Source organism: Burkholderia pyrrocinia, assembly GCF_022809715.1.
GTDB lineage: Bacteria > Pseudomonadota > Gammaproteobacteria > Burkholderiales > Burkholderiaceae > Burkholderia > Burkholderia pyrrocinia_C.
The window spans coordinates 681,204-703,249 of the sequence record NZ_CP094459.1 but is presented as its reverse complement, the minus strand read 5'-3'; the positions used below and the strand labels follow the sequence as shown (position 1 = coordinate 703,249).

The following is a 22,046-nucleotide window of genomic DNA, read 5'->3' as shown; positions in this document are numbered from 1 at the left end:
CTGCCATGACACGCCGTGCCGACCGCCTGTTCCAGATCGCCGAGCTGTTGCGCGGGCGCCGTCTCACGACCGCGCAGCAGCTTGCCGACTGGCTGTCGGTGTCGCCGCGCACGGTCTATCGCGACGTGCGCGACCTGCAACTGTCAGGGGTGCCGATCGAAGGCGAAGCCGGCATCGGCTACCGGCTGAACCGCAACGCGAGCCTGCCGCCGCTCACGTTCACGGCCGAGGAGCTCGCGGCGCTCGCCACCGGCGCGCGCATGCTCGAGACCTGGGGCGGTGCGCGCTTCGCGAGCGGCGCCCGCTCGGCACTTGCGAAGATCGCGTCGGCGATGCCGGCCGACAAGCGCACGGCGCTCGACCGCCTGCCCGTGTTCGCGCCGTCGTTCCATATCGACGAGACGTTTTGCGCGAAGGTCGACGCGATCCACCAGGCCATCGACACGCGCCACATCGTCAGCTTCGGCTACCGCGACCGGCTCGGCGCGCATTCGCAACGCCGCGTGTGGCCGCTCGGGCTCGTCTACTGGGGCGGCCGCTGGACGATCGGCGCGTGGTGCGAGCTGCGCGACGATTTCCGCACCTTCGACATCGCGCGGATGGGCGACATCACCGTGCACGAGCAGTTTCCGGACATGGAAGGACGGCGGATCGCCGACTACATGCGGATCGCGGAAGCGCCGATGCGCTGACGCGATCGCCGGATCGCGAGCCTCGTCGCGCCATGAAAAAGACCCGGCCGGCTTGCGCCGGTCGGGCCTGTCCGGGCGGGCCGCCCCTGCGTTGCAGCAGGCGCCCGGGTTGCCGGTGCGCGCGTTACTCGACGGCCTTCACCATGTCCTCGATGACCTTCTTCGCATCGCCGAAGACCATCATCGTCTTGTCCATGTAGAACAGGTCGTTGTCGAGGCCCGCGTAGCCGGACGCCATCGAGCGCTTGTTGACGATCACCGTGCGCGCCTTGTAAGCCTCGATGATCGGCATCCCCGCGATCGGCGATTTCGGATCGTTCTTCGCGGCCGGGTTCACGACGTCGTTCGCGCCGAGCACGAGCACCACGTCGGCCTGGCCCAACTCGCCGTTGATGTCCTCCATCTCGAACACGATGTCGTACGGCACTTCCGCTTCCGCGAGCAGCACGTTCATGTGCCCCGGCATCCGCCCGGCAACCGGGTGGATCGCATAACGCACGTCGACGCCCTTCTCGATCAGCTTGTCGGTCAACTCCTTCAGCGCGTGCTGCGCGCGGGCGACGGCCAGCCCGTAGCCCGGCACGATCACGATCGATTCCGCGTTGCCGAGCATGAACGCCGCGTCGTCGGCCGAACCCGACTTCACCGGGCGCTGCTCCTGCGCGCCCGCCGCGCCGCCGGCCGCCGCCTCGCCGCCGAAGCCGCCGAGGATCACGTTGAAGAACGAACGGTTCATCGCGTGGCACATGATGTACGACAGGATCGCACCCGACGAGCCGACCAGCGAGCCCGCGATGATCAGCATCGCGTTGTTCAGCGAGAAGCCGATGCCCGCCGCCGCCCAGCCCGAGTACGAGTTCAGCATCGACACGACCACCGGCATGTCCGCGCCGCCGATCGGGATGATGATCAGCACACCGAGCACGAACGCGATCGCCGTCATGATGATGAACGGCAGCCACGCCTGCGTGATGACGAACAGGATGCCGAAGCCGAGCATCGCGATCGCGAGCATCAGGTTGATCAGGTGCTGGCCCGCATACACGACCGGCGCGCCCTGGAACAGCCGGAACTTGTACTTGCCCGACAGCTTGCCGAACGCGATCACCGACCCGGAGAACGTGATCGCGCCGACGAACGTGCCGATGAACAGCTCGACGCGGTTGCCGTACGGGATGAAGTTCGACGCGACGGCGTCCTGCGGCACGAGCCCGAACGCTTCCGGCTCCGACACCACCGCATAGGCGATGCACACGGCCGCGAGACCGATCAGCGAGTGCATCGCCGCGACGAGTTCCGGCATCTTCGTCATCTCGACGCGCGCGGCGACGAACGCACCGACACCGCCGCCGACGACCAGCGCGCCGAGCACCAGCGCAATGCCGAGCGGCAGGTTCGCGCCGAGCCAGGCCGCCTGCTTGACGATCAGCGCGACCGTCGTGAGGATCGCGATGGCCATCCCGACCATCCCGAACAGGTTGCCGCGCCGCGCGCTCTTCGGGTTCGACAGGCCTTTGAGCGCCTGGATGAAGCACACCGATGCGACGAGGTACAGCAGCGTAACGACGTTCATGCTCATCGCGCGCCCTCCTTGCCGCCCTCGACACGCTTGGGCTCCTTCTTGCGGAACATCTCGAGCATTCGCCTCGTCACGAGAAAGCCGCCGAACACGTTGACGGCCGCGAGCGCGACCGCGAGCGTGCCGAAGAACTTGCCGGTCACGCCGACGGTGAGCGCCGCCGCGAGCATCGCGCCGACGATCACGATCGCCGAGATCGCGTTGGTCACGGCCATCAGCGGTGTATGCAGCGCCGGCGTGACGTTCCAGACGACGTGGTAGCCGACGTACACCGCCAGCACGAAGATGATCACGTTGATCACCGTGTGATTGATGACTTCCATGTCTCCCCCGTTATTTACGCGTGACTTCGCCATCGCGGCACAGCAGCGTCGCGGCGACGATGTCGTCGGTCAGGTCGATGTTCAGCGTGCCTTCCTTCGTGACGATCAGTTTCATGAAGTCGAGCAGGTTGCGCGCGTACAGCGCCGACGCGTCCGACGCGACCATCGATGCGAGGTTCGTGTAGCCGGCGATCGTCACGCCGTTGTGCACGATCACCTGGTCGGCGACCGTCAGCGGGCAGTTGCCGCTCTTCCTGCCGTCGAATTCGGGGCCGCGGCCGGCCGCGAGATCGACGAGCACCGAGCCGGGCTTCATCGACTGCGCGGTTTCGACCGAGATCAGCGTCGGCGCCGGGCGCCCGGGAATCAGCGCGGTGGTGATCACGATGTCGGCCTGCTTCGCGCGCTCGTGCACGAGCGCGGCCTGGCGGCCGAGCCACGACGGCGGCATCGGGCGCGCATAACCGCCGACGCCCTGCGCGGCCTCGCGCTCTTCGTCGGTTTCGAACGGGACGTCGAGGAATTTCGCGCCGAGCGACTCGATCTGCTCCTTCACGGCCGGCCGCACGTCGGAAGCCTCGATCACGGCGCCCAGCCGCTTCGCGGTCGCGATCGCCTGCAGGCCCGCGACGCCCGCGCCGAGAATCAGCACGCGCGCGGCCTTCACGGTGCCCGCGGCCGTCATCAGCATCGGGAAGAAGCGCGGATACAGCGCCGCGGCGACGAGCACGGCCTTGTAGCCCGCGATGTTCGCCTGCGACGACAGCACGTCGAGACTCTGCGCGCGCGTCGTGCGCGGCGCGGCTTCGAGCGCGAAGCCCGTCACGCCGGCCGTGGCCAGTTTCGCCGCCTGCTCGCCGTTGAACGGCTCGAGCATGCCGACCAGCACGGAGCCGCGCTTCAGCGAAGGCAGCTCCGCGTCGGTGGGCGCCTGAACCTTCAACACGATGTCGGCATCAAAAGCAGCCGACTGGTCGGTCAATTCGGCACCGGCGGCCGCGTAGGCCTGGTCGGGATAACTGGCTGCGACGCCGGCCCCTTTCGCGATACTGACGCGATGGCCGGCAGCCGCGTATTTCTTCACGGTTTCCGGCGTCGCAGCCACACGCGCCTCGTTCGCCCGCGTTTCAGCAGGCACTCCAATATGCATCGTCAGTTCCTCCAGTCATTGTCAGTATTTCTTTTCTTGCGATTTTTACTGCACAACGAGCCGGACAGGCTGACTTACCGGCTCACGGGCAACGGCGTTCACGCTGCACTTTAACCGAAAGCGATGGTTGCGCCAGCACATTCCGCACGATCGTGCTCGAATGCGACATTAACCCGGCTCGTAGCGCCACGCGTCGGCGGGACGGACGATTTGCGGGGGTCGGATTCGTCTAACGAGATGCCGGGCAGCGTTCGGGCGCAACCGGTAAAATGCCGAACCATGAAACCCGAAATCTGGACCCCGCATGTGACGGTCGCCGCGCTCGTCGAGCACGCCGGCCGCTTTCTCGTGATCGAGGAAGAAACCTCGACGGGCCTGCGCATCAACCAGCCGGCCGGCCATCTCGAAGCCGGCGAAACGCTGGCCGACGCCGTGATCCGCGAGACGCTCGAGGAAACCGCGCACCCGTTCACGCCCGACGCGCTCGTCGGCGTCTATCTCGCGCACTACGACCGCCCCGGCAGCGCCGGCGCGACCTACCTGCGTTTCACGTTCTGCGGCACGGCCGGCGAGCCGGTCGCGGGCCACGTGCTCGACGACGGCATCGTCCGCACGCTGTGGATGACGGCCGACGAACTGCGCGCATGCAGCGAGCGCCATCGCTCGCCCGCGGTGATGCGCTGCGTCGACGACTATCTCGCCGGGCGGCGCATTCCGCTCGATTTCGTGCACACGCATTCGGTCGCGCCGCGCCCCGAAGCATTCGAACGTCAGGCGGTCAACAAATGAGCAAGCGCCGTGTAGTGGTGGGCATGTCGGGCGGCGTCGATTCGTCGGTGACCGCGTGGCTGCTGAAGGAACAGGGCTACGACGTGGTCGGCCTGTTCATGAAGAACTGGGAAGACGACGACGACGGCGAATACTGCTCGACGCGCCAGGACTGGATCGACGTCGTGTCGGTGGCCGACCTGATCGGCATCGACGTGGAAGCCGTCAACTTCGCAGCGGAATACAAGGACCGCGTGTTCGCCGAGTTCCTGCGCGAATACTCGGCCGGCCGCACGCCGAACCCCGACGTGCTGTGCAATGCCGAGATCAAGTTCAAGGCATTCCTCGATCACGCGATGTCGCTCGACGCGGAAATGATCGCGACCGGCCACTACGCGCGCGTGCGCGAGCGCGACGGGCGCTTCGAACTGCTGAAGGCATTCGATCATACGAAAGACCAGTCGTACTTCCTGCACCGGCTGAACCAGGCGCAACTGTCGAAGACGATGTTCCCGCTCGGCGAGATCCCGAAGACCAAGGTGCGCGAGATCGCCGCGCAGATCGGGCTGCCGAACGCGAAGAAGAAGGATTCGACCGGCATCTGCTTCATCGGCGAACGGCCGTTCCGCGATTTCCTGAACCGCTACCTGCCGACGAAACCCGGCCCGATGAAGACGCCCGACGGCAAGGTCGTCGGCGAGCACATCGGCCTCGCGTTCTACACGTTCGGCCAGCGCAAGGGCATCGGCCTCGGCGGCAGCAAGAGCGGCAGCGGCGAGCCGTGGTTCGTCGCCGCGAAGGACATCGCGTCGAACACGCTGTATGTCGTGCAGGGCCACGATCATCCGTGGCTGCTGTCGCGGCAGCTCGTCGCCGGCAACGTGAGCTGGGTCGCCGGCGAGCCGCCGGCGGAAGGCTTCGCATGCGGCGCGAAGACGCGCTACCGGCAGGCCGATGCCGCATGCACGTTTGCACGTGCCGGCGGCGAGCGCTTCTCGCTCGCGTTCGACGACGCGCAGTGGGCCGTCACGCCCGGCCAGTCGGCCGTGCTGTACGACGGCGAGATCTGTCTCGGCGGCGGCATCATCGAGTTCGCGGCAACCGGCCAGCCCGGCCAGGCAGCGCCCGCGGAAGGCCACGCACCGGCGCTCGCCGAAGCACGCTGACACACATTCGGTTTAGACTTGCGGCACGCCGCGCCCGGCGGAACATGATTCCGCCGAGGCCGGCAGACCGCCGCGCAGCGCACGCATGGCGGTATTTCAAGATTCTTACGGAGTCCCCATGCTTTCAAGACGCTATCTGGCGATGTGGTGTGCCGTCCTGCTGCTCGCCGCGACGGCCTCGCTTGCGTCGATCCACGCACTCTCCTGGCTGTGGATCCTGATCCCCGCCGCCCTCGTCGTGCTCGGCCTGTACGACCTGAAGCAGGACCGCCACGCGATCCTGCGCAACTACCCGCTCTGGGGCCACTTCCGCTTCCTGTTCGAGTTCATCCGCCCCGAGATCCGCCAGTACTTTGTCGAAGACGACACCGACGAGAAACCGTTCTCGCGCGCGCAGCGCAGCCTCGTCTACCAGCGCGCGAAGAACGTCGCCGACAATCGCCCGTACGGCACCGAGCTGAACGTGAAGGCCGTCGCGCACGAATGGATCAGCCACTCGCTCGCGCCGACGAAGCTGCCGAACCACGATTTCCGCATCCGCGTCGGCGCGAATCGCGCGCAACCGTACGACATTTCGATCTTCAACATCTCGGCAATGAGCTTCGGCTCGCTGTCCGCGAACGCGATCCGCTCGCTGAACCTCGGCGCGAAGAAAGGCGGTTTCGCGCACGACACCGGCGAAGGCTCGCTGTCGAAATACCACCGCGAGAACGGCGGCGACATCATCTGGGAAATCGCGTCGGGCTACTTCGGCTGCCGCAACGACGACGGCACGTTCAATCCCGACAAGTTCGCGAAGCAGGCCGCCGATCCGCAGGTCAAGATGATCGAGGTGAAGCTGTCGCAGGGCGCGAAGCCCGGCCACGGCGGCGTGCTGCCGGCCGCGAAGATCACGCCGGAGATCGCCGAGACACGCGGCGTGCCGATGGGCAAGGACTGCATCTCGCCCGCCACGCATTCGGAATTCTCGACGCCGCGCGGGCTGCTCGAATTCGTCGAGCGCCTGCGCACACTGTCGGGCGGCAAGCCGACCGGCTTCAAGCTGTGCGTCGGCCATCCGTGGGAGTTCTTCGGGATCGCGAAGGCGATGGTCGAAACCGGCATCGTGCCGGACTTCATCGTCGTCGACGGCGCGGAAGGCGGCACGGGTGCAGCGCCGCTCGAATTCACCGACCACGTCGGTGTACCGCTGCAGGAAGGGCTGCTGCTCGTGCACAACACGCTCGTCGGGATCGGCGTGCGCGACCGCGTGAAGATCGGCGCGAGCGGCAAGATCATCTCCGCGTTCGACGTCGCGCGCACGCTCGCGATCGGCGCGGACTGGGTGAACTCGGCGCGCGGCTTCATGTTCGCGGTCGGCTGCATCCAGGCGCAGACCTGCCACACGGGCCGCTGCCCGACCGGCGTCGCGACGCAGGACCCGGTGCGCCAGCGCGCGCTCGTCGTGCCCGACAAGGCCGACCGCGTGTACAACTTCCACCGCAATACGCTGCACGCACTGCAGGAACTCGTGCAGGCGGCCGGCCTCGCGCATCCGTCCGAGCTGCGCGCGCATCACATCGTGCAGCGCGTCGCGCCGCACGAGGTCCGGCTGATGTCGCAGTTGCTGAAATACCTGAAGCCCGGCGCGCTGCTCGACGGCAACCATTGCGGCTTCTCGCTGTACGACAAGTGGTGGCCGATCGCGCGCAGCGATTCGTTTACGCTCGGCGAGACCGTCTACGCGTCGATCGAGTGACGCTCGCGGCCGCCCAGGTACCGGGCGGCCCGGCAAAAAGAAAAGCGCCCCGCGGGGCGCTTTTCTTTCGTCTGCCGAATGTGTGACTGCGTGGCCGGCAGCGGTTCAGTTCTGCGGCAGCGTGTCGGCGAACGATTGCCGCTGCAGCAGCTTCACGAAGTGCTTGTCGAGGTTCGGGTGGCGATCGCGCCAGTTGACCTCGGGCATCCGGAAGTCGAGATAGCCGAGCGCGCAGCCGAGCGCGATGTCGGCGAGCGAGTAATGATTACCGACGCACCACGTCTTGCCGCCCAGGCCCTGCGACATCGCAACGAGCGCATCGTCGATCTTGCGCTGCTGGCGCGCGATCCAGCTCGCGCTGCGCTGCACCTCGTCGCGCATCGTGTGTTCGAGACGAATCGCGACCGCCGCGTCGAGCACGCCGTCGCCCAGCGCTTCCCAGCAGCGCACTTCGACGCGCTCGCGGCCCGACGGCGGAATCAGCTTGCCGACCGGCGACAGCGTATCGACGTATTCGCAGATCACGCGGGAATCGAACACCGCGGCACCATCCTCCATCACGAGGCACGGGACCTTGCCGAGCGGATTCGATGCATGAATATCCGTCTCCGGCGCCCACACGTTCTCGAGCTCCAGCTTGTAGTCGATCTTCTTTTCAGCGAGCACGATCCGCGCCTTTCGGACGTACGGGCTGCTGAGCGAACCGATTAATTTCATCATCTGCCTTTTTAAGGGAACCGCCGAGAGTATACGTTGTCGCCGATCATAACCGGCCAGCGTCGCGCGGTAGAAAATCGCCCGGCCGGCCTGTGGATGGTTTGCAACAACCGCCGCCGCGGGCCTTCCGGCGCGGCTTCCCGCCCCTCTCTCACGCGCCGCGTCCCGCGGCGCTACAATCGCACGATGAATGCGCCCCACGATACCGCCATCGCCATCGCCGTCGACGTCTACCGCCAGCGCCGTGAACGCGTGCTTGCCGCACTGCGCGCCGCCGGCGGCGGCGTCGCCATCGTCCCCACCGCGCCGGAACTGCTGCGCAACCGCGATACGGCCTACCCGTACCGGTACGACAGCTACTTCCACTACCTGACGGGCTTCACCGAACCGGATGCCGTGCTCGTGCTGAACGCGGCCGCGCCGCACGGCGCGCCGGAGTCGATCCTGTTCTGCCGCGGCAAGAATGTCGACCGCGAGATCTGGGAAGGCTTCCACTACGGGCCCGAAGCCGCGCGCGACGCGTTCGGCTTCGACGCGGCGTTCGCGATCGACGTGATCGACACCGAGATGCCGCGCCTGCTCGCCGATGCGGGCACCGTGCACTACCGGTTCGGCGCGTCGGCCGATTTCGAGCGGCAGCTCGCGGGCTGGCTCGACGCGGTGCGCGCGCTTGCGCGCACGGGCGTCGCCGCGCCGGACGCGATGCTCGATCTCACGCCGCTCGTCGACGACATGCGGCTCGTGAAGGACGAGCACGAACTCGCGATCATGATGCGCGCCGCGCACATCTCCGCGCTCGCGCACCGCCGCGCGATGCAGGCGTGCCGCCCCGGCATCCGCGAATACGAACTCGAGGCCGAGTTGCTGTATACGTTCCGCAAGCACGGCGCGCAGGCACCCGCGTATGGCTCGATCGTCGCGGCCGGCGCGAACGCGTGCGTGCTGCACTACCCGGCCGGCAACGCGGCCGCGCAGGACGGCGACCTGATCCTGATCGACGCCGCGTGCGAACTCGACGGCTACGCGTCGGACATCACGCGCACGTTCCCGGCCAACGGGCGCTTCTCGCCCGCGCAGCGTGCGCTATACGACATCGTGCTCGCCGCGCAGCAGGCCGCGATCGATGCGACACGCGCGGGCGTGCCGTTCGAGGCGCCGCACGATGCGGCCGTGCGCGTGCTCGCGCAAGGGCTGCTCGATACCGGCATCATCCCGAAAGCGCGCTTCTCGAACGTCGACGACGTGATCGCCGAGCGTGCGTACACGCGCTTCTACATGCACCGCACGGGCCACTGGATCGGCATGGACGTGCATGACTGCGGCGACTACCGCGAGCGGCTCGCCGAGCGCGACGGCAACGGCGCGCTGCCGTGGCGCACGCTGAAGCCCGGCATGACGCTGACGGTCGAGCCCGGCCTGTATGTGCGCGCGGCCGACGACGTGCCGCCCGAGTACTGGAACATCGGCATCCGCATCGAGGACGACGCAATCGTGCGCGAGCACGGCTGCGAGCTGATCACGCGCGGCGTGCCTGTCGACGCCGCCGAGATCGAAGCGCTGATGCGCGCGGGCGCATGACCGGCCGCTGCCGACCGTTACCTCCGTTTCACGAATCAAGATGACGACCGCTTCCTCCCCGGCCACACCGGATTACGACCTCGCCATCGTCGGCGCGGGCCCCGTCGGGCTCGCGCTCGCCGGCTGGCTCGCGCGCCGCAGCGCAACGCAGCACGCGTCGATCGCGCTGATCGATGCGCGCGAACCGGCCGCGAGCATGAACGACCCGCGCGCGATCGCCGTGTCGCACGGCAGCCGCGTGCTGCTCGACACGCTCGCGTGGCCTGCCGACGCGACGCCGATCGAACATATCCACGTGTCGCAGCGCGGCCATTTCGGCCGCACGCTGATCGACCGCGACGAGCACGACCTCGCCGCGCTCGGTTATGTCGTGCGCTACGGCTCGCTGGTGCAGGCGCTCGCGGGCGCCGTGCACGGCACGCGCGTCGACTGGCTCACGTCGACCACCGCGCGCGCGCCGCAGCAGGACGCCGACGGCGTCACGCTGACGCTCGACGGCCCGCAGGGCGAGCGCACGCTGCGCGCGCGCATCGTCATCAACGCCGAAGGCGGGCTGTTCCACGAACAGCAGGCCGACGCCGGCAAGCATCGCCGCGACTACGGGCAGACCGCGCTCGTCGGCACGGTCACGGTATCGGCGCCGCGCCCGAACGTCGCATGGGAACGCTTCACGCACGAAGGCCCGCTCGCGCTGCTGCCGCTCGGCGGGCCGCGCCAGGCCGACTACGCGCTCGTCTGGTGCTGCACGCCCGACGAAGCGGCGCGCCGCGCGACGCTGCCCGACGACGCGTTCCTGCGCGAGCTCGGCAGCGCGTTCGGCGAACGCATGGGCCGGTTCGTCGCGATCGCGGGCCGCGCGTCGTTCCCGCTCGGGCTGAACGCCGCGCAAACGCTCGTCAGCGGCCGCGTCGCGATCGTCGGCAATGCCGCGCAAACCCTGCACCCCGTCGCGGGCCAGGGGCTCAACCTCGGGCTGCGCGACGCGCATACGCTCGTCGACGCGCTGTCCGCGCAAGGCTTCGATGCGACCGCACTTGCGACCTTCAACGCGCGCCGCGCGCTCGACCGGCGCTTCACGATCGGCGCGACCGACACGCTGGCGCGGCTGTTCACGATCGATGCGGGTCCGCTCCCGCTGCTGCGCGGCGCCGCGCTCACCGCGCTCGAATTCGTGCCGCCGCTCAAGAAGGCGATCGCGCGCCAGATGATGTTCGGCCAGCGCAACTGACGCGCGAGGGCACCGCACGGTGCCCCCGGCCGGACCACACAAACCGGGTCAAATCGGCGGGGCATGGGAATACGGTAAAATGCGCGTTTTCCCTCCGCCCTTTTCATGCCCGCGCCGGTCGCGGGCGGTGCCATTGCGATGCCCGTTATCGGCTCTCACGTATTGCGTAACAACCTGTTCGTCGCCCCGATGGCCGGGGTGACGGATCGTCCGTTCCGCCAGCTGTGCAAGCGGCTGGGGGCCGGTTACGCCGTGTCCGAGATGGTCGCGTCCAACGCGCAGCTGTGGAAAAGCGCGAAGACGATGCGGCGCGCGAACCACGCAGGCGAAGTGGAGCCGATCGCGGTGCAGATCGCCGGCGCCGATCCGGCGATGATGGCCGAAGCGGCCCGCTACAACGTCGACAACGGCGCGCAAATCATCGACATCAACATGGGCTGCCCGGCGAAGAAAGTCTGCAACGTCGCGGCCGGCTCCGCGCTGCTGCAGAACGAGCCGCTCGTGCAGCGGATCGTCGAGGCCGTCGTCGCGGCGGTCGGCACGGGGCCCGATGCGGTGCCCGTCACGCTGAAGATCCGCACCGGCTGGGATCGCGAGCACAAGAACGCGATCACGGTCGCGCGGCTGGCCGAAGCCGCCGGCATCGCGATGCTCACCGTGCACGGCCGCACGCGCGCCGACCTGTACCGCGGCGATGCCGAATACGACACCATCGCGGCCGTGAAGGCGGCCGTGCGAATTCCGGTCGTCGCGAACGGCGACATCACGTCGCCCGCAAAAGCGAAGGCCGTGCTCGATGCAACCGGTGCAGACGCGCTGATGATCGGTCGCGCCGCGCAAGGCCGGCCGTGGCTGTTCCGCGAAATCGATCATTTCCTGCAAACCGGCGAGCTGCTGCCCCCGCCGCTGATCGACGAGATCCAGCACGTGATGAACGAACACCTGGAAGACCACTACGCTTTCTATGGTGAATTCACGGGAGTCCGTACTGCGCGCAAGCACATCGGCTGGTACACTCGCGGCCTTTCCGGTGCCAACGGGTTCCGGCACAGGATGAACACGCTCGATTCCACCCGCGAGCAACTCGCCGCCGTCAATGCATTCTTCGACGCGCAAAAGGCGCTGTCGGACCATCTCGTCTACGTCGATGACGAAGAGGAAAACGGCCAGGGCGAGTCGGACGACCATAACCAGTTAGCAGCATGAGCAAGCACAACATCGAACAATGTGTCCGCGAGAGCCTGGACGTGTATTTCCGGGATCTAGACGGCTCCAATCCGCACGACGTCTATGAAATGGTGATGTCCTGCGTCGAAAAGCCGATGCTCGAGGTCGTGCTCGTACAGGCAGGCGGCAACCAGTCGCTCGCCGCGGAGTACCTCGGCATCAATCGCAATACGCTGCGCAAGAAGCTGCAGCAGCACGGCCTGCTGTAGTCGGCCGTCCCGTCCCCGTTTCCCTGGCTATTGGTGGTTCCATCATGATCAAGCAAGCGCTCATTTCCGTTTCCGACAAGACCGGCATCGTCGACTTCGCGAAGTCGCTGTCCGACCTCGGCGTCAAGCTGCTGTCGACGGGCGGCACCGCGAAACTGCTCGCCGACGCGGGCCTGCCCGTTACCGAAGTGGCCGACTACACGGGCTTTCCGGAAATGCTCGATGGGCGCGTGAAGACGCTGCACCCGAAGGTGCACGGCGGCATCCTCGCGCGCCGCGACCTGCCCGAGCACATGCAGGCGCTGGAACAGCACGGCATCCCGACGATCGACCTGCTCGTCGTGAACCTCTATCCGTTCGTCGCGACGATCGCAAAGGACGACTGCACGCTCGCCGACGCGATCGAGAACATCGACATCGGCGGCCCGACGATGCTGCGCTCGGCCGCGAAAAACCACCGCGACGTGACGGTCGTCGTCGATCCGGCCGACTACGCGGTCGTGCTCGACGAAATGAAGGCGAACGGCAACACGGTCGGCTACCCGACCAACTTCCGCCTCGCGACGAAGGTGTTCGCGCACACCGCGCAATACGACGGCGCGATCACGAACTACCTGACGAGCCTGACCGACGAGCTGAAGCACGCATCGCGCAATGCGTACCCGGCGACGCTGAACATGGCGTTCGACAAGGTGCAGGACCTGCGCTACGGCGAGAACCCGCACCAGAGCGCGGCGTTCTACCGCGACATCACGACGCCGGCCGGCGCGCTCGCGAACTACCGCCAGCTGCAGGGCAAGGAACTGTCGTACAACAACATCGCGGATTCGGACGCGGCGTGGGAATGCGTGAAGACGTTCGACGCGCCGGCCTGCGTGATCATCAAGCATGCGAACCCGTGCGGCGTCGCGGTCGGCAACGACTCGGCCGACGCGTACGCGAAGGCGTTCCAGACCGACCCGACCTCCGCGTTCGGCGGCATCATCGCGTTCAACCGCGAAGTCGACGAAGCGGCCGCGCAGGCTGTCGCGAAGCAGTTCGTCGAAGTGCTGATCGCACCGTCGTTCTCCGACGCCGCGAAGCAGGTGTTCGCCGCGAAGCAGAACGTGCGCCTGCTCGAAATCGCGCTCGGCGACGGCCATAACGCATTCGACCTGAAGCGCGTGGGCGGCGGCCTGCTCGTGCAGTCGCTCGATTCGAAGAACGTGCAGCCGCACGAGCTGCGCGTGGTCACGAAGCGCCACCCGACGCCGAAGGAAATGGACGACCTGCTGTTCGCGTGGCGCGTCGCGAAGTACGTGAAGTCGAACGCGATCGTGTTCTGCGGCAACGGCATGACGCTCGGCGTCGGCGCAGGCCAGATGAGCCGCGTCGATTCCGCTCGCATCGCGAGCATCAAGGCGCAGAACGCGGGCCTGACGCTGGCCGGTTCGGCCGTCGCGTCGGATGCGTTCTTCCCGTTCCGCGACGGCCTCGACGTCGTCGTCGCGGCCGGCGCGACCTGCGTGATCCAGCCGGGCGGCTCGGTGCGCGACGACGAAGTGATCGCGGCAGCCGACGAGCACAACATCGCGATGATCCTGACGGGCGTGCGCCACTTCCGTCACTGATCGCATGCGGCCCGCGCGGCCGTTGCACGACAACCCGGCGGCGTCGCACCCGCCGGGTTTTTTATTGCGCGGCACCGGCGCGCGACTGTGCGACCGGCTCGCCGCGCCATTCGTTGTAGTATCGCTGCATCACGCATCTCTCCTCACTCATGCGAATTCTCGGCATCGACCCCGGCCTGCGCGTCACCGGCTTCGGCGTCATCGACGTCAGCGGCCACCGGCTCGCCTATGTCACGAGCGGCGTGATCCGCACGCCGACGGCCGATCTGGCCACCCGGCTCGGCACGATCTTCCAGGGCGTGTCGACGATCGTGCGCGAACATGCGCCCGACCAGGCCGCGATCGAAAAGGTGTTCGTCAACGTGAACCCGCAGTCGACGCTGCTGCTCGGCCAGGCGCGCGGCGCCGCGATCTGCGGCCTCGTCGCGGGCGGGCTGCCGGTCGCCGAATACACGGCGCTGCAGCTCAAGCAGGCCGTGGTGGGCTACGGCCGCGCGACCAAGACGCAGATGCAGGAAATGGTCACGCGGCTACTCAACCTCTCCGGCCAACCGGGCTCCGATGCGGCCGACGCGCTCGGCATGGCGATCTGCCATGCGCACGGCGGCAACACGCTCAGCACGCTCGGCGGCCTCGCGCCGGCGCTCGCGAAGAAAGGGCTGCGCGTGCGGCGCGGGCGGCTGGTCGGCTGATGCCGGCGCGCGCCATCGCCCGGCACACCGGACCGACTGTTGTGCCCGCGCGCAGCGCACACGCGACACGCACCGCATCGGCCTGACGGCCAAGCCCATCGGCATTGCGCCGCGCGTGCGCTACACTCGCGCTTTCTTCCTCGCATCCCGCCATCCATGATCGGTCGCATCGCCGGCATCCTGCTCGAAAAGAACCCGCCTCACCTGCTCGTCGACTGCAACGGCGTCGGCTACGAAATCGACGTGCCGATGAGCACCTTCTACAACCTGCCGCAGACGGGCGAGCGCGTCGTGCTGCTCACGCAGCAGATCGTCCGCGAGGACGCGCACCTGCTGTACGGCTTCCTGACGCCGCAGGAGCGCACGACCTTCCGCGAGCTGCTGAAGATCACCGGCATCGGTGCGCGCATGGCGCTCGCCGTGCTGTCCGGCATGAGCGTGCAGGAGCTCGCGCAGGCCGTGACGATGCAGGACGCCGCGCGCCTCACGCGCCTGCCCGGCATCGGCAAGAAGACGGCCGAGCGCCTGCTGCTCGAGCTGAAGGGCAAACTCGGCGCCGACCTCGGCGCGCTCGCCGGCGCCGCGTCGGCGTCCGACCACGCGACCGACATCCTCAACGCGCTGCTCGCGCTCGGCTACTCCGAAAAGGAAGGCCTCGCCGCGATCAAGAACGTGCCGGCCGGCACCGGCGTGTCCGAAGGCATCAAGCTCGCGCTGAAGGCGCTGTCGAAGGCGTAACGCCCGCCGGAACCGACTGTCGGACGCAGTGTCGCGCCGCCGCGCGGCGCGCGCCAGTCGGCCGTCCGGCCAGTTCGGACCGCGAGCGGCGCGCGGTACAATGGCCGCATGATTGAAACCGACAAACTCGCCACCGAGCAGCGGATCATCGCCGCCACGCCCACCTCGTCGCACGAGGAGGTGTTCGAACGCGCGCTGCGGCCGCGCCAGCTCGACGACTACGTCGGCCAGGAAAAGGTGCGCGGCCAGCTCGAGATCTTCATCGAAGCGGCCAAGCGCCGCTCCGAGCCGCTCGACCACGTGCTGCTGTTCGGGCCGCCGGGTCTCGGCAAGACGACGCTCGCGCACATCATCGCGCGCGAGATGGGCGTGAACCTGCGCCAGACGTCGGGCCCCGTGCTCGAACGCGCGGGCGATCTCGCCGCGCTGCTGACGAACCTCGAAGCGAACGACGTGCTGTTCATCGACGAGATCCACCGGCTGTCGCCGGTCGTCGAGGAAATCCTGTATCCGGCACTCGAGGATTACCAGATCGACATCATGATCGGCGAAGGTCCGGCCGCGCGCAGCGTGAAGCTCGACCTGCAGCCGTTCACGCTGGTCGGCGCGACCACCCGCGCGGGGATGCTGACCAACCCGCTGCGCGACCGTTTCGGGATCGTCTCGCGCCTCGAGTTCTACGACGCCGATCAACTGTCGCGCATCGTGCGGCGCTCGGCGTCGCTACTGAACGCGCAGATCGATCCGAACGGCGCGCTGGAAATCGCGAAGCGCTCGCGCGGCACGCCGCGGATCGCGAACCGGCTGCTGCGCCGCGTGCGCGACTTCGCGGAAGTGAAGGCCGACGGCCAGATCACCGCGGCGGTGGCCGATGCCGCGCTCGCGATGCTCGACGTCGATCCGGTCGGCTTCGACCTGATGGACCGCAAGCTGCTCGAAGCGATCCTGTACAAGTTCGACGGTGGCCCGGTCGGCATCGACAACCTGGCAGCGGCGATCGGTGAGGAGCGCGACACGATCGAGGACGTGCTCGAGCCGTACCTGATCCAGCAGGGCTTCCTGCAGCGCACGCCGCGCGGGCGTGTCGCGACGCTGCTCACATATCGCCACTTCGGGCTCTCCGCGCCCGACGCCGGCAGCACCGAACGCGGCATGTGGGATACGCCCGCCGGGAAGTAACCGGCCGCCCGAGCCACGCCAGCCATGACGACGCCGCCTAGCCACCACCCCGCCGCACCCGCACCGGGCCCGCGCTGGGCCGAGCCGATCCGCAAGCGGCTCGTGGCCGGCATCACGCACCTGACCGTGGGCGGCGGCGGCCCGTCGCTCGATCTCTCTTCACCGCCCGGCGATCCCGGGCTGTTCGGCCCCGATGCCGTCTGCTGGCGCGTGCATGCCGACTTCACGTCGATGATGACAGGCGGCATCGCCGCGCTGCTGCTGCAGGCGCTCCATCCGCTCGCGCTCGCGGGCGTCTGGGATCACTCGTCGTTTCGCACCGACATCCTCGGCCGCTTGCGGCGCACCGCCACCTTCATCACGGGCACGACGTTCGGCAGTCGCGCGGACGCGCTCGCGCTGATCGAGCGCGTGAAAACGATCCACTCGCGCGTATCGGGTACCGCGCCCGACGGTCGGCCGTACCGCGCCGACGATCCGGCATTGCTGACCTGGGTGCATATCGCGGAAGTATCGAGCTTCCTCGCCGCGCACCTGTGCTACGTGAATCCGGCGCTGTCGGGCGAATTGCAGGACCGCTATTACGCCGAAACGGCGTTGATCGCCGAACTGCTCGGCGCGCACGAGGTGCCCCGTTCGCGCGCCGAGGTCGCCGCGTATCTCGCGCGCATGCAGCCCGAACTCGAGGCCGGACCGCATACCTTCGAGGTGATGTCCATCCTGCTGAATGTGCCGGTCGCGAAGCCCGCGCTGCGGCCGGCCGCGTCGCTGGTGATGCATGCCGGGATCGACCTGCTGCCGCCGTGGGCGCAGCGGATGCTCCGCGTGTCGACGTTCGCGCCATTGCGACGCGCGGTGGTCCGGCCCGGCGTACGGGCCGTCGCACCCGTGCTGCGCTGGGCGCTCGTCAACGGCGCGTCGAAGCGTGCGCGCCGTCGCGCGACCGCGCCTCCGCCCGACGGCGCACCTTCCGCCTGACGATTCGCCTCTTCAGATTATTTCAATTTACTGTCAAATACCTGTGACAAACCAACGGGGAATTCGACAAGCTGCGCCAGCCGATCACGGCCGACCAGCCTGGCAAGATCGCATACGCGCCCGACTACAAGGCGCGCCACGCGCTGCCGCAGTAAGCGTCACGCAGGAGGAAGGGGGAATCCCGGCCGGCCCCGCGTGCTCAGAGCACCTTGCGATAGCCGTCGTCGTCGCTCTCGGCGTCAAGGTGCGACACGTCGGCCCACTGCACGACCTGCGCGCGGCCATCCACGTAATCGACGACGTTGATGCTCGTATTGAGCAGTTGGTAGTTGCGCGGCGCCGACAGATCGAGACCATTCGCAAAACGGTACACGCAGTCGAGCACGCCGCCATGCGCGACGCACGCGATCCGGCCGCCCGGATGCGCGGCGACGATCGGCTCGAGCGCATGCAGCACGCGGTGATAGAACGCACGCTGCGACTCGCCGCCTTCCGGCGCGAAGCCCGGATCGCGCGTCTGCCAGGCCGCGTACGCGTCCGGAAACAGCGCCTCGATCTCGGCGCTGTCGTGCCCCTGGAATGCGCCGTACGAGCGTTCGCGCAGCCCGTCCCGCAACTGCAGCGGCAGCCCGAGCGCATCGGCAAAGGGTTGCGCGGTCTGCTGCGCGCGCATCAGGTCGCTCGAATAGACCGCGTCGAGCCGCGCACCCTCGCGCGCCTCTCGCTCGAGCCGCGCGGCCAGTCGCTGCGCCTGCGCGAGCCCCGAATCGGCCAGCGGGATGTCGATATGCCCCTGGATGCGCTTGATGCGGTTCCAGGCCGTCTCGCCATGGCGGATGAAAAGAATCTGCGTGGTGGCCATCGCGGCGCGTCTCCGGGGAAGCATCAGGGCCGCACTTGCAGCCAGAACGTCACGGGGCCGTCGTTGACGAGCGATACCTGCATGTCGGCGCCGAACTCGCCCGTCTCGACGACGGGATGGCGCGCCCGCGCGGCCGCGACGAAATAGTCGAACAGCCGCGCGCCTTCGTCGGGCGGCGCGGCCGGCGTGAAGCTCGGGCGCAGCCCGCTGTTGGTATCGGCCGCCAGCGTGAACTGCGACACGAGCAGCAGGCCGCCTGCGCGACCCGCGCCGTCGATATTCGACACCGGTAGGTTCATCTTGCCGGCCGCGTCACTGAACACGCGGTAGCCGAGCATCTTCGCCAGCAGCTTGTCGGCCGCCGCGTCGGTGTCGCCGCGCTCCGCGCAGACCAGCGCGAGCAGGCCCGCGCCGATCTCGCCCGTCGTGCGGTCGCCGACGCGCACGTCGGCGCGCTTCACGCGCTGGATCAGCGCGATCATGCGGTCAGCGTGACGCGCGCGAAGCGACGCTTGCCGACCTGCACGACGAACTCGCCGGCCTCGACCTTCAGGCCCTTGTCCGACACGGTCGCGCCGTCGATCTTCACGCCGCCCTGCTCGATGTTGCGCAGCGCTTCGCTCGTCGACGGCACGAGGCCGGCCTGCTTCAGCAACTGGCCGATCGCCAGCGGTGCGCCCGCGAGCGTGACCGACGGAATGTCGTCCGGCACGCCGCCCTTCGCGCGGTGGTTGAAGTCTTCGAGCGCACGCTCGGCGTCGGCCTGCGAATGGAAGCGCGCGACGATTTCCTGCGCGAGCAGCACCTTGAAGTCGCGCGGGTTACGGCCGCCTTCGGCTTCGCGCTTGAAGCCGACGATCTCGTCCATGCTGCGGAACGACAGCAGTTCGAAGTAACGCCACATCAGCGTATCCGAGATGCTCATCAGCTTGCCGAACATGTCGGTCGGCTTCTCGCTGATGCCGACGTAGTTGCCCTTCGACTTCGACATCTTCTCGACGCCGTCGAGGCCTTCGAGCAGCGGCATCGTCAGGATGCACTGCTGTTCCTGGCCGTACTGCTTCTGCAGTTCGCGGCCGACCAGCAGGTTGAACTTCTGGTCGGTGCCGCCGAGTTCGAGATCGGCGTTCAGCGCGACCGAATCGTAGCCCTGCATCAGCGGGTACAGGAATTCGTGGATCGAGATCGGCACGCCGCCCTGGAAGCGCTTCGTGAAGTCCTCGCGCTCGAGGATCCGCGCGACCGTGTAGCGCGACGCGAGCTTGATCATCCCGTCCGCGCCGAGCGGCATCGACCATTCGCTGTTGTAGCGGATCTCGGTCTTTTCGCGATCGAGCACGAGTGCGGCCTGCTCGAAGTAGGTCTTCGCGTTCGACTCGATCTGCTCACGCGTGAGCGGCGGGCGCGTCGCGTTGCGGCCCGACGGATCGCCGATCAGCGACGTGAAATCGCCGATCAGGAAGATCACCGTGTGGCCGAGGTCCTGCAGCTGACGCATCTTGTTCAGCACGACCGTGTGGCCGATGTGGATGTCGGGCGCGGTCGGGTCGAGGCCGAGCTTGATGCGAAGCGGCGTGCCGGTGGCCGCGCTGCGCGCGAGCTTCTGCGCGAACTCCTCCTCGATCAGCAGCTCGTCGACGCCGCGCTTCGTGACGGCGAGCGCATGCCGGACTTCGTCGGTGATCGGGAAAACGGGCTTGGAACTGGGTTCGGTGCTCATCGGTGCCAGGAAGAATGTCGCAAAAACAGGGATTTTCCCATAACTTGCGCGCGCATCGCTTAACGGCGCGTCACGTTGCGCGGATAATCGGGCGCAAGGTGCGCGGCACGGGCCCGCGCCGTACGATCCAGGAGAACCCAACGTGCCGCAACGACAGCCGCAAAACGTCCATCCGGCCGACGGCATCTACTTCGGGCTGATGTCGGGAACCAGCATGGACGGCGTCGACGGCGTCGCCGTGCGTTTCGAGGCCGGCAAGGCGCCGGCCGTGCTCGCGGAAGCGTTCGTCGGTTTCGCGCAATCGCTGCGCGACGCGCTGTTCGCGCTGCAGCAGCCCGGCGACAACGAGATCGACCGCGAATCGCTCGCGGCGAACGCGCTCGTCACGCGCTACGCGGTGTGCTGCCACGAATTGCAGCGCACCGCGGGGCTGTCGCGCGACGAGATTCGCGCGATCGGCGTGCACGGCCAGACGGTGCGCCATCGCCCCGAACGCGGCTATACGCGGCAACTCAACAACCCGGCGCTGCTCGCCGAGCTGACCCATGTCGATGTGATCGCCGATTTCCGCAGCCGCGACGTGGCTGCCGGCGGCCACGGCGCGCCGCTCGCGCCGGCGTTCCATGCGACGGTGTTCGGTGCGCCGGGCGAGACGCGCGTCGTCTGTAATCTCGGCGGGATCAGCAACATCACGATTCTGCCCGGCGAAGGCGGCAACGTGCGCGGCTTCGACTGCGGCCCCGCGAATGCGCTGATCGACGCGTGGGCGACCCGCCATCTGGGCAAGCCTTACGACGACGGCGGCAAGTTCGCCGCGCGCGGCACCGTACACGTGCCGCTGCTCGATGCGCTGCTCGACGAACCGTATTTCGCCGCGCCGCCGCCGAAAAGCACCGGACGCGACCTGTTCAATCCCGCGTGGCTCGACGCGAAGCTCGCCGCGTTCGCGCAGGTCGCGCCGGAGGACGTGCAGGCAACCCTCACGGCACTCACCGCGGTCTCGGTCGCACGGGAGATCGCGCAGCACGCACCCGGCTGCAAGGCCGTCTTCGTGTGCGGCGGCGGTGCACGCAATCCGGTGCTGCTCGACGCGCTCCGGCACGCGCTGCGCGAGGCCGGCGTGCCGGCCACGGTCGATACGACGGCCGCGCTCGGCGTGCCGCCGCAACAGGTCGAGGCGCTCGCGTTCGCGTGGCTCGCGTACCGCTTCACCGCGCGCCAGCCCGGCAATCTCGCGACGGTCACCGGTGCGGCCGGCCACCGCGTGCTCGGCGCGCTCTATCCGGGCTGACGCAAAGCCTGCCGCCCGGCAGGCGCCGCGCACGGGCATAAAAAAACGGGGCTTCATGCCCCGTTTTTCATTCCGGCGAACCGGCGCTGATCTGTCGTGCGCTCAGACCGAGAACGACGAACCGCACCCGCAGGTGGTGGTCGCGTTCGGGTTCTTGATCACGAACTGGGCGCCGTTGATGTCGTCCTTGTAGTCGATCTCGGCGCCGACCAGATACTGGTAGCTCATCGAGTCGATCAGGAGCTGGACACCGTTCTTGTTCATCACGGTGTCGTCCTCGTTGACTTCCTCGTCGAACGTAAAGCCGTACTGGAAGCCGGAGCAGCCGCCACCCTGCACGAACACGCGCAGCTTCAGGTCGGGATTGCCCTCTTCGTCGATCAGTTGCTTGACCTTGTCGGCCGCTGCGTCGGTAAAGACGAACGGAAGCGGCATTTCGGTCGTCGTTGCTGCGGATTCGGTAACAGCGTTCATTGCGAACTCTCCAAGAAGCTTTAGCCGCTATTGTAGGGCCGATCAGAAGATCGTGCTGAAGTCCATGAAATCAATAGGTTCTTGTCGATTTCATCAAACCTGCCCGTGCGAGCCGCCGCAGCACGGG

22 protein-coding genes are annotated in these 22,046 nt (G+C 67.7%); 14 read left to right on the top strand and 8 right to left on the bottom strand.

From position 1 onward, the window contains the following. The first annotated feature begins 5 nt into the window (after positions 1–5). On the top strand, positions 6–692 hold the full coding sequence (locus MRS60_RS03275) for a helix-turn-helix transcriptional regulator (RefSeq protein WP_034182756.1): 687 nt from the start codon (positions 6–8) through the stop codon (positions 690–692). 124 nt (positions 693–816) lie between these two features. On the opposite strand, the gene MRS60_RS03270 is transcribed toward MRS60_RS03275, so the two are convergent. Genes MRS60_RS03270 through MRS60_RS03260 form a run of 3 tightly spaced genes read right to left on the bottom strand, consistent with a single transcriptional unit; the run spans position 817 to position 3,744 of the window. After that, on the bottom strand, positions 817–2,271 hold the full coding sequence (locus tag MRS60_RS03270; RefSeq protein ID WP_034182755.1) for an NAD(P)(+) transhydrogenase (Re/Si-specific) subunit beta: 1,455 nt from the start codon (positions 2,269–2,271) through the stop codon (positions 817–819). After that, positions 2,268–2,594, bottom strand: a complete 327-nt coding sequence (locus MRS60_RS03265; RefSeq protein WP_034182754.1) for an NAD(P) transhydrogenase subunit alpha — start codon at positions 2,592–2,594, stop codon at positions 2,268–2,270. Before MRS60_RS03265 ends, MRS60_RS03270 begins: the two co-directional genes overlap by 4 nt. A 10-nt stretch (positions 2,595–2,604) precedes the next feature. After that, a complete protein-coding gene (locus MRS60_RS03260) occupies positions 2,605–3,744 on the bottom strand; it encodes a Re/Si-specific NAD(P)(+) transhydrogenase subunit alpha (RefSeq protein WP_243565206.1) in 1,140 nt (379 codons plus the stop codon). A 279-nt stretch (positions 3,745–4,023) separates the two neighbouring features. Here MRS60_RS03260 and MRS60_RS03255 point away from each other — a divergent pair, with 279 nt between their 5' ends. The 3 genes from MRS60_RS03255 (at position 4,024) to MRS60_RS03245 (ending at position 7,416) form a co-directional block, all read left to right on the top strand. Beyond that, positions 4,024–4,533, top strand: coding sequence for an NUDIX hydrolase (locus MRS60_RS03255; protein ID WP_034182752.1), 510 nt, complete (start codon positions 4,024–4,026; stop codon positions 4,531–4,533). Beyond that, complete coding sequence (gene mnmA, locus MRS60_RS03250; protein ID WP_034182751.1) at positions 4,530–5,678, top strand: tRNA 2-thiouridine(34) synthase MnmA; 1,149 nt, start codon at positions 4,530–4,532, stop codon at positions 5,676–5,678. The genes MRS60_RS03255 and mnmA overlap by 4 nt, the downstream gene beginning before the upstream one ends. A 118-nt stretch (positions 5,679–5,796) precedes the next feature. Continuing rightward, positions 5,797–7,416 (top strand): FMN-binding glutamate synthase family protein, encoded by a 1,620-nt coding sequence (locus MRS60_RS03245; protein WP_034182750.1) that lies wholly within the window; start codon positions 5,797–5,799, stop codon positions 7,414–7,416. A gap of 105 nt (positions 7,417–7,521) precedes the next feature. Here the strand turns inward: MRS60_RS03245 and MRS60_RS03240 are convergent, their stop codons facing one another. After that, a complete protein-coding gene (locus MRS60_RS03240) occupies positions 7,522–8,133 on the bottom strand; it encodes a glutathione S-transferase family protein (RefSeq protein ID WP_034183409.1) in 612 nt (203 codons plus the stop codon). Positions 8,134–8,319: 186 nt separating this feature from the next. Here MRS60_RS03240 and MRS60_RS03235 point away from each other — a divergent pair, with 186 nt between their 5' ends. From MRS60_RS03235 to MRS60_RS03195, 9 genes are all read left to right on the top strand, one after another. Next, entirely contained in the window at positions 8,320–9,711 is a 1,392-nt protein-coding gene (locus MRS60_RS03235) for an aminopeptidase P N-terminal domain-containing protein (RefSeq protein ID WP_243565205.1), read from the top strand. Positions 9,712–9,751: 40 nt separating this feature from the next. Then, on the top strand, positions 9,752–10,939 hold the full coding sequence (locus MRS60_RS03230; protein WP_105389836.1) for a UbiH/UbiF/VisC/COQ6 family ubiquinone biosynthesis hydroxylase: 1,188 nt from the start codon (positions 9,752–9,754) through the stop codon (positions 10,937–10,939). Positions 10,940–11,077: 138 nt separating this feature from the next. Continuing rightward, a complete protein-coding gene (gene dusB / locus MRS60_RS03225; RefSeq protein WP_175748707.1) occupies positions 11,078–12,145 on the top strand; it encodes a tRNA dihydrouridine synthase DusB in 1,068 nt (355 codons plus the stop codon). Continuing rightward, on the top strand, positions 12,142–12,375 hold the full coding sequence (locus MRS60_RS03220; RefSeq protein ID WP_006476892.1) for a Fis family transcriptional regulator: 234 nt from the start codon (positions 12,142–12,144) through the stop codon (positions 12,373–12,375). Before dusB ends, MRS60_RS03220 begins: the two co-directional genes overlap by 4 nt. A 44-nt stretch (positions 12,376–12,419) precedes the next feature. After that, on the top strand, positions 12,420–13,985 hold the full coding sequence (gene purH, locus MRS60_RS03215; protein WP_243565204.1) for a bifunctional phosphoribosylaminoimidazolecarboxamide formyltransferase/IMP cyclohydrolase: 1,566 nt from the start codon (positions 12,420–12,422) through the stop codon (positions 13,983–13,985). Between the two features lie 149 nt (positions 13,986–14,134). Next, positions 14,135–14,677 carry a crossover junction endodeoxyribonuclease RuvC gene (gene ruvC / locus MRS60_RS03210; RefSeq protein WP_034182746.1) on the top strand — a complete coding sequence of 181 codons (543 nt, stop codon included), beginning with the start codon at positions 14,135–14,137 and terminating at the stop codon, positions 14,675–14,677. A 156-nt stretch (positions 14,678–14,833) separates the two neighbouring features. Then, on the top strand, positions 14,834–15,415 hold the full coding sequence (ruvA, locus tag MRS60_RS03205; protein WP_006401679.1) for a Holliday junction branch migration protein RuvA: 582 nt from the start codon (positions 14,834–14,836) through the stop codon (positions 15,413–15,415). Between the two features lie 108 nt (positions 15,416–15,523). Then, entirely contained in the window at positions 15,524–16,594 is a 1,071-nt protein-coding gene (gene ruvB, locus MRS60_RS03200) for a Holliday junction branch migration DNA helicase RuvB (RefSeq protein ID WP_034182744.1), read from the top strand. Between the two features lie 24 nt (positions 16,595–16,618). After that, the gene (locus MRS60_RS03195; protein WP_243565203.1) at positions 16,619–17,572 is read left to right on the top strand and encodes an oxygenase MpaB family protein; all 954 of its coding nucleotides are present in this window, start codon (positions 16,619–16,621) and stop codon (positions 17,570–17,572) included. Positions 17,573–17,771: 199 nt separating this feature from the next. Here MRS60_RS03195 and MRS60_RS03190 read toward each other — a convergent pair whose 3' ends face one another. From MRS60_RS03190 to tyrS, 3 genes are read right to left on the bottom strand one after another with little or no spacing between them, the layout of a single operon-like run. Beyond that, complete coding sequence (locus MRS60_RS03190) at positions 17,772–18,434, bottom strand: histidine phosphatase family protein (protein ID WP_175748706.1); 663 nt, start codon at positions 18,432–18,434, stop codon at positions 17,772–17,774. A gap of 23 nt (positions 18,435–18,457) precedes the next feature. Next, a complete protein-coding gene (dtd, locus tag MRS60_RS03185) occupies positions 18,458–18,916 on the bottom strand; it encodes a D-aminoacyl-tRNA deacylase (protein WP_034182741.1) in 459 nt (152 codons plus the stop codon). Then, the gene (gene tyrS / locus MRS60_RS03180) at positions 18,913–20,154 is read right to left on the bottom strand and encodes a tyrosine--tRNA ligase (protein ID WP_034182740.1); all 1,242 of its coding nucleotides are present in this window, start codon (positions 20,152–20,154) and stop codon (positions 18,913–18,915) included. The genes dtd and tyrS overlap by 4 nt, the downstream gene beginning before the upstream one ends. Positions 20,155–20,296: 142 nt before the next feature. Between tyrS and MRS60_RS03175 the strand changes: the two genes are divergently transcribed. Next, positions 20,297–21,445 carry an anhydro-N-acetylmuramic acid kinase gene (locus tag MRS60_RS03175; protein WP_243565202.1) on the top strand — a complete coding sequence of 383 codons (1,149 nt, stop codon included), beginning with the start codon at positions 20,297–20,299 and terminating at the stop codon, positions 21,443–21,445. 102 nt (positions 21,446–21,547) lie between these two features. Here MRS60_RS03175 and erpA read toward each other — a convergent pair whose 3' ends face one another. After that, complete coding sequence (gene erpA, locus MRS60_RS03170; RefSeq protein ID WP_034182738.1) at positions 21,548–21,919, bottom strand: iron-sulfur cluster insertion protein ErpA; 372 nt, start codon at positions 21,917–21,919, stop codon at positions 21,548–21,550. Positions 21,920–22,046 lie beyond the last annotated feature (127 nt).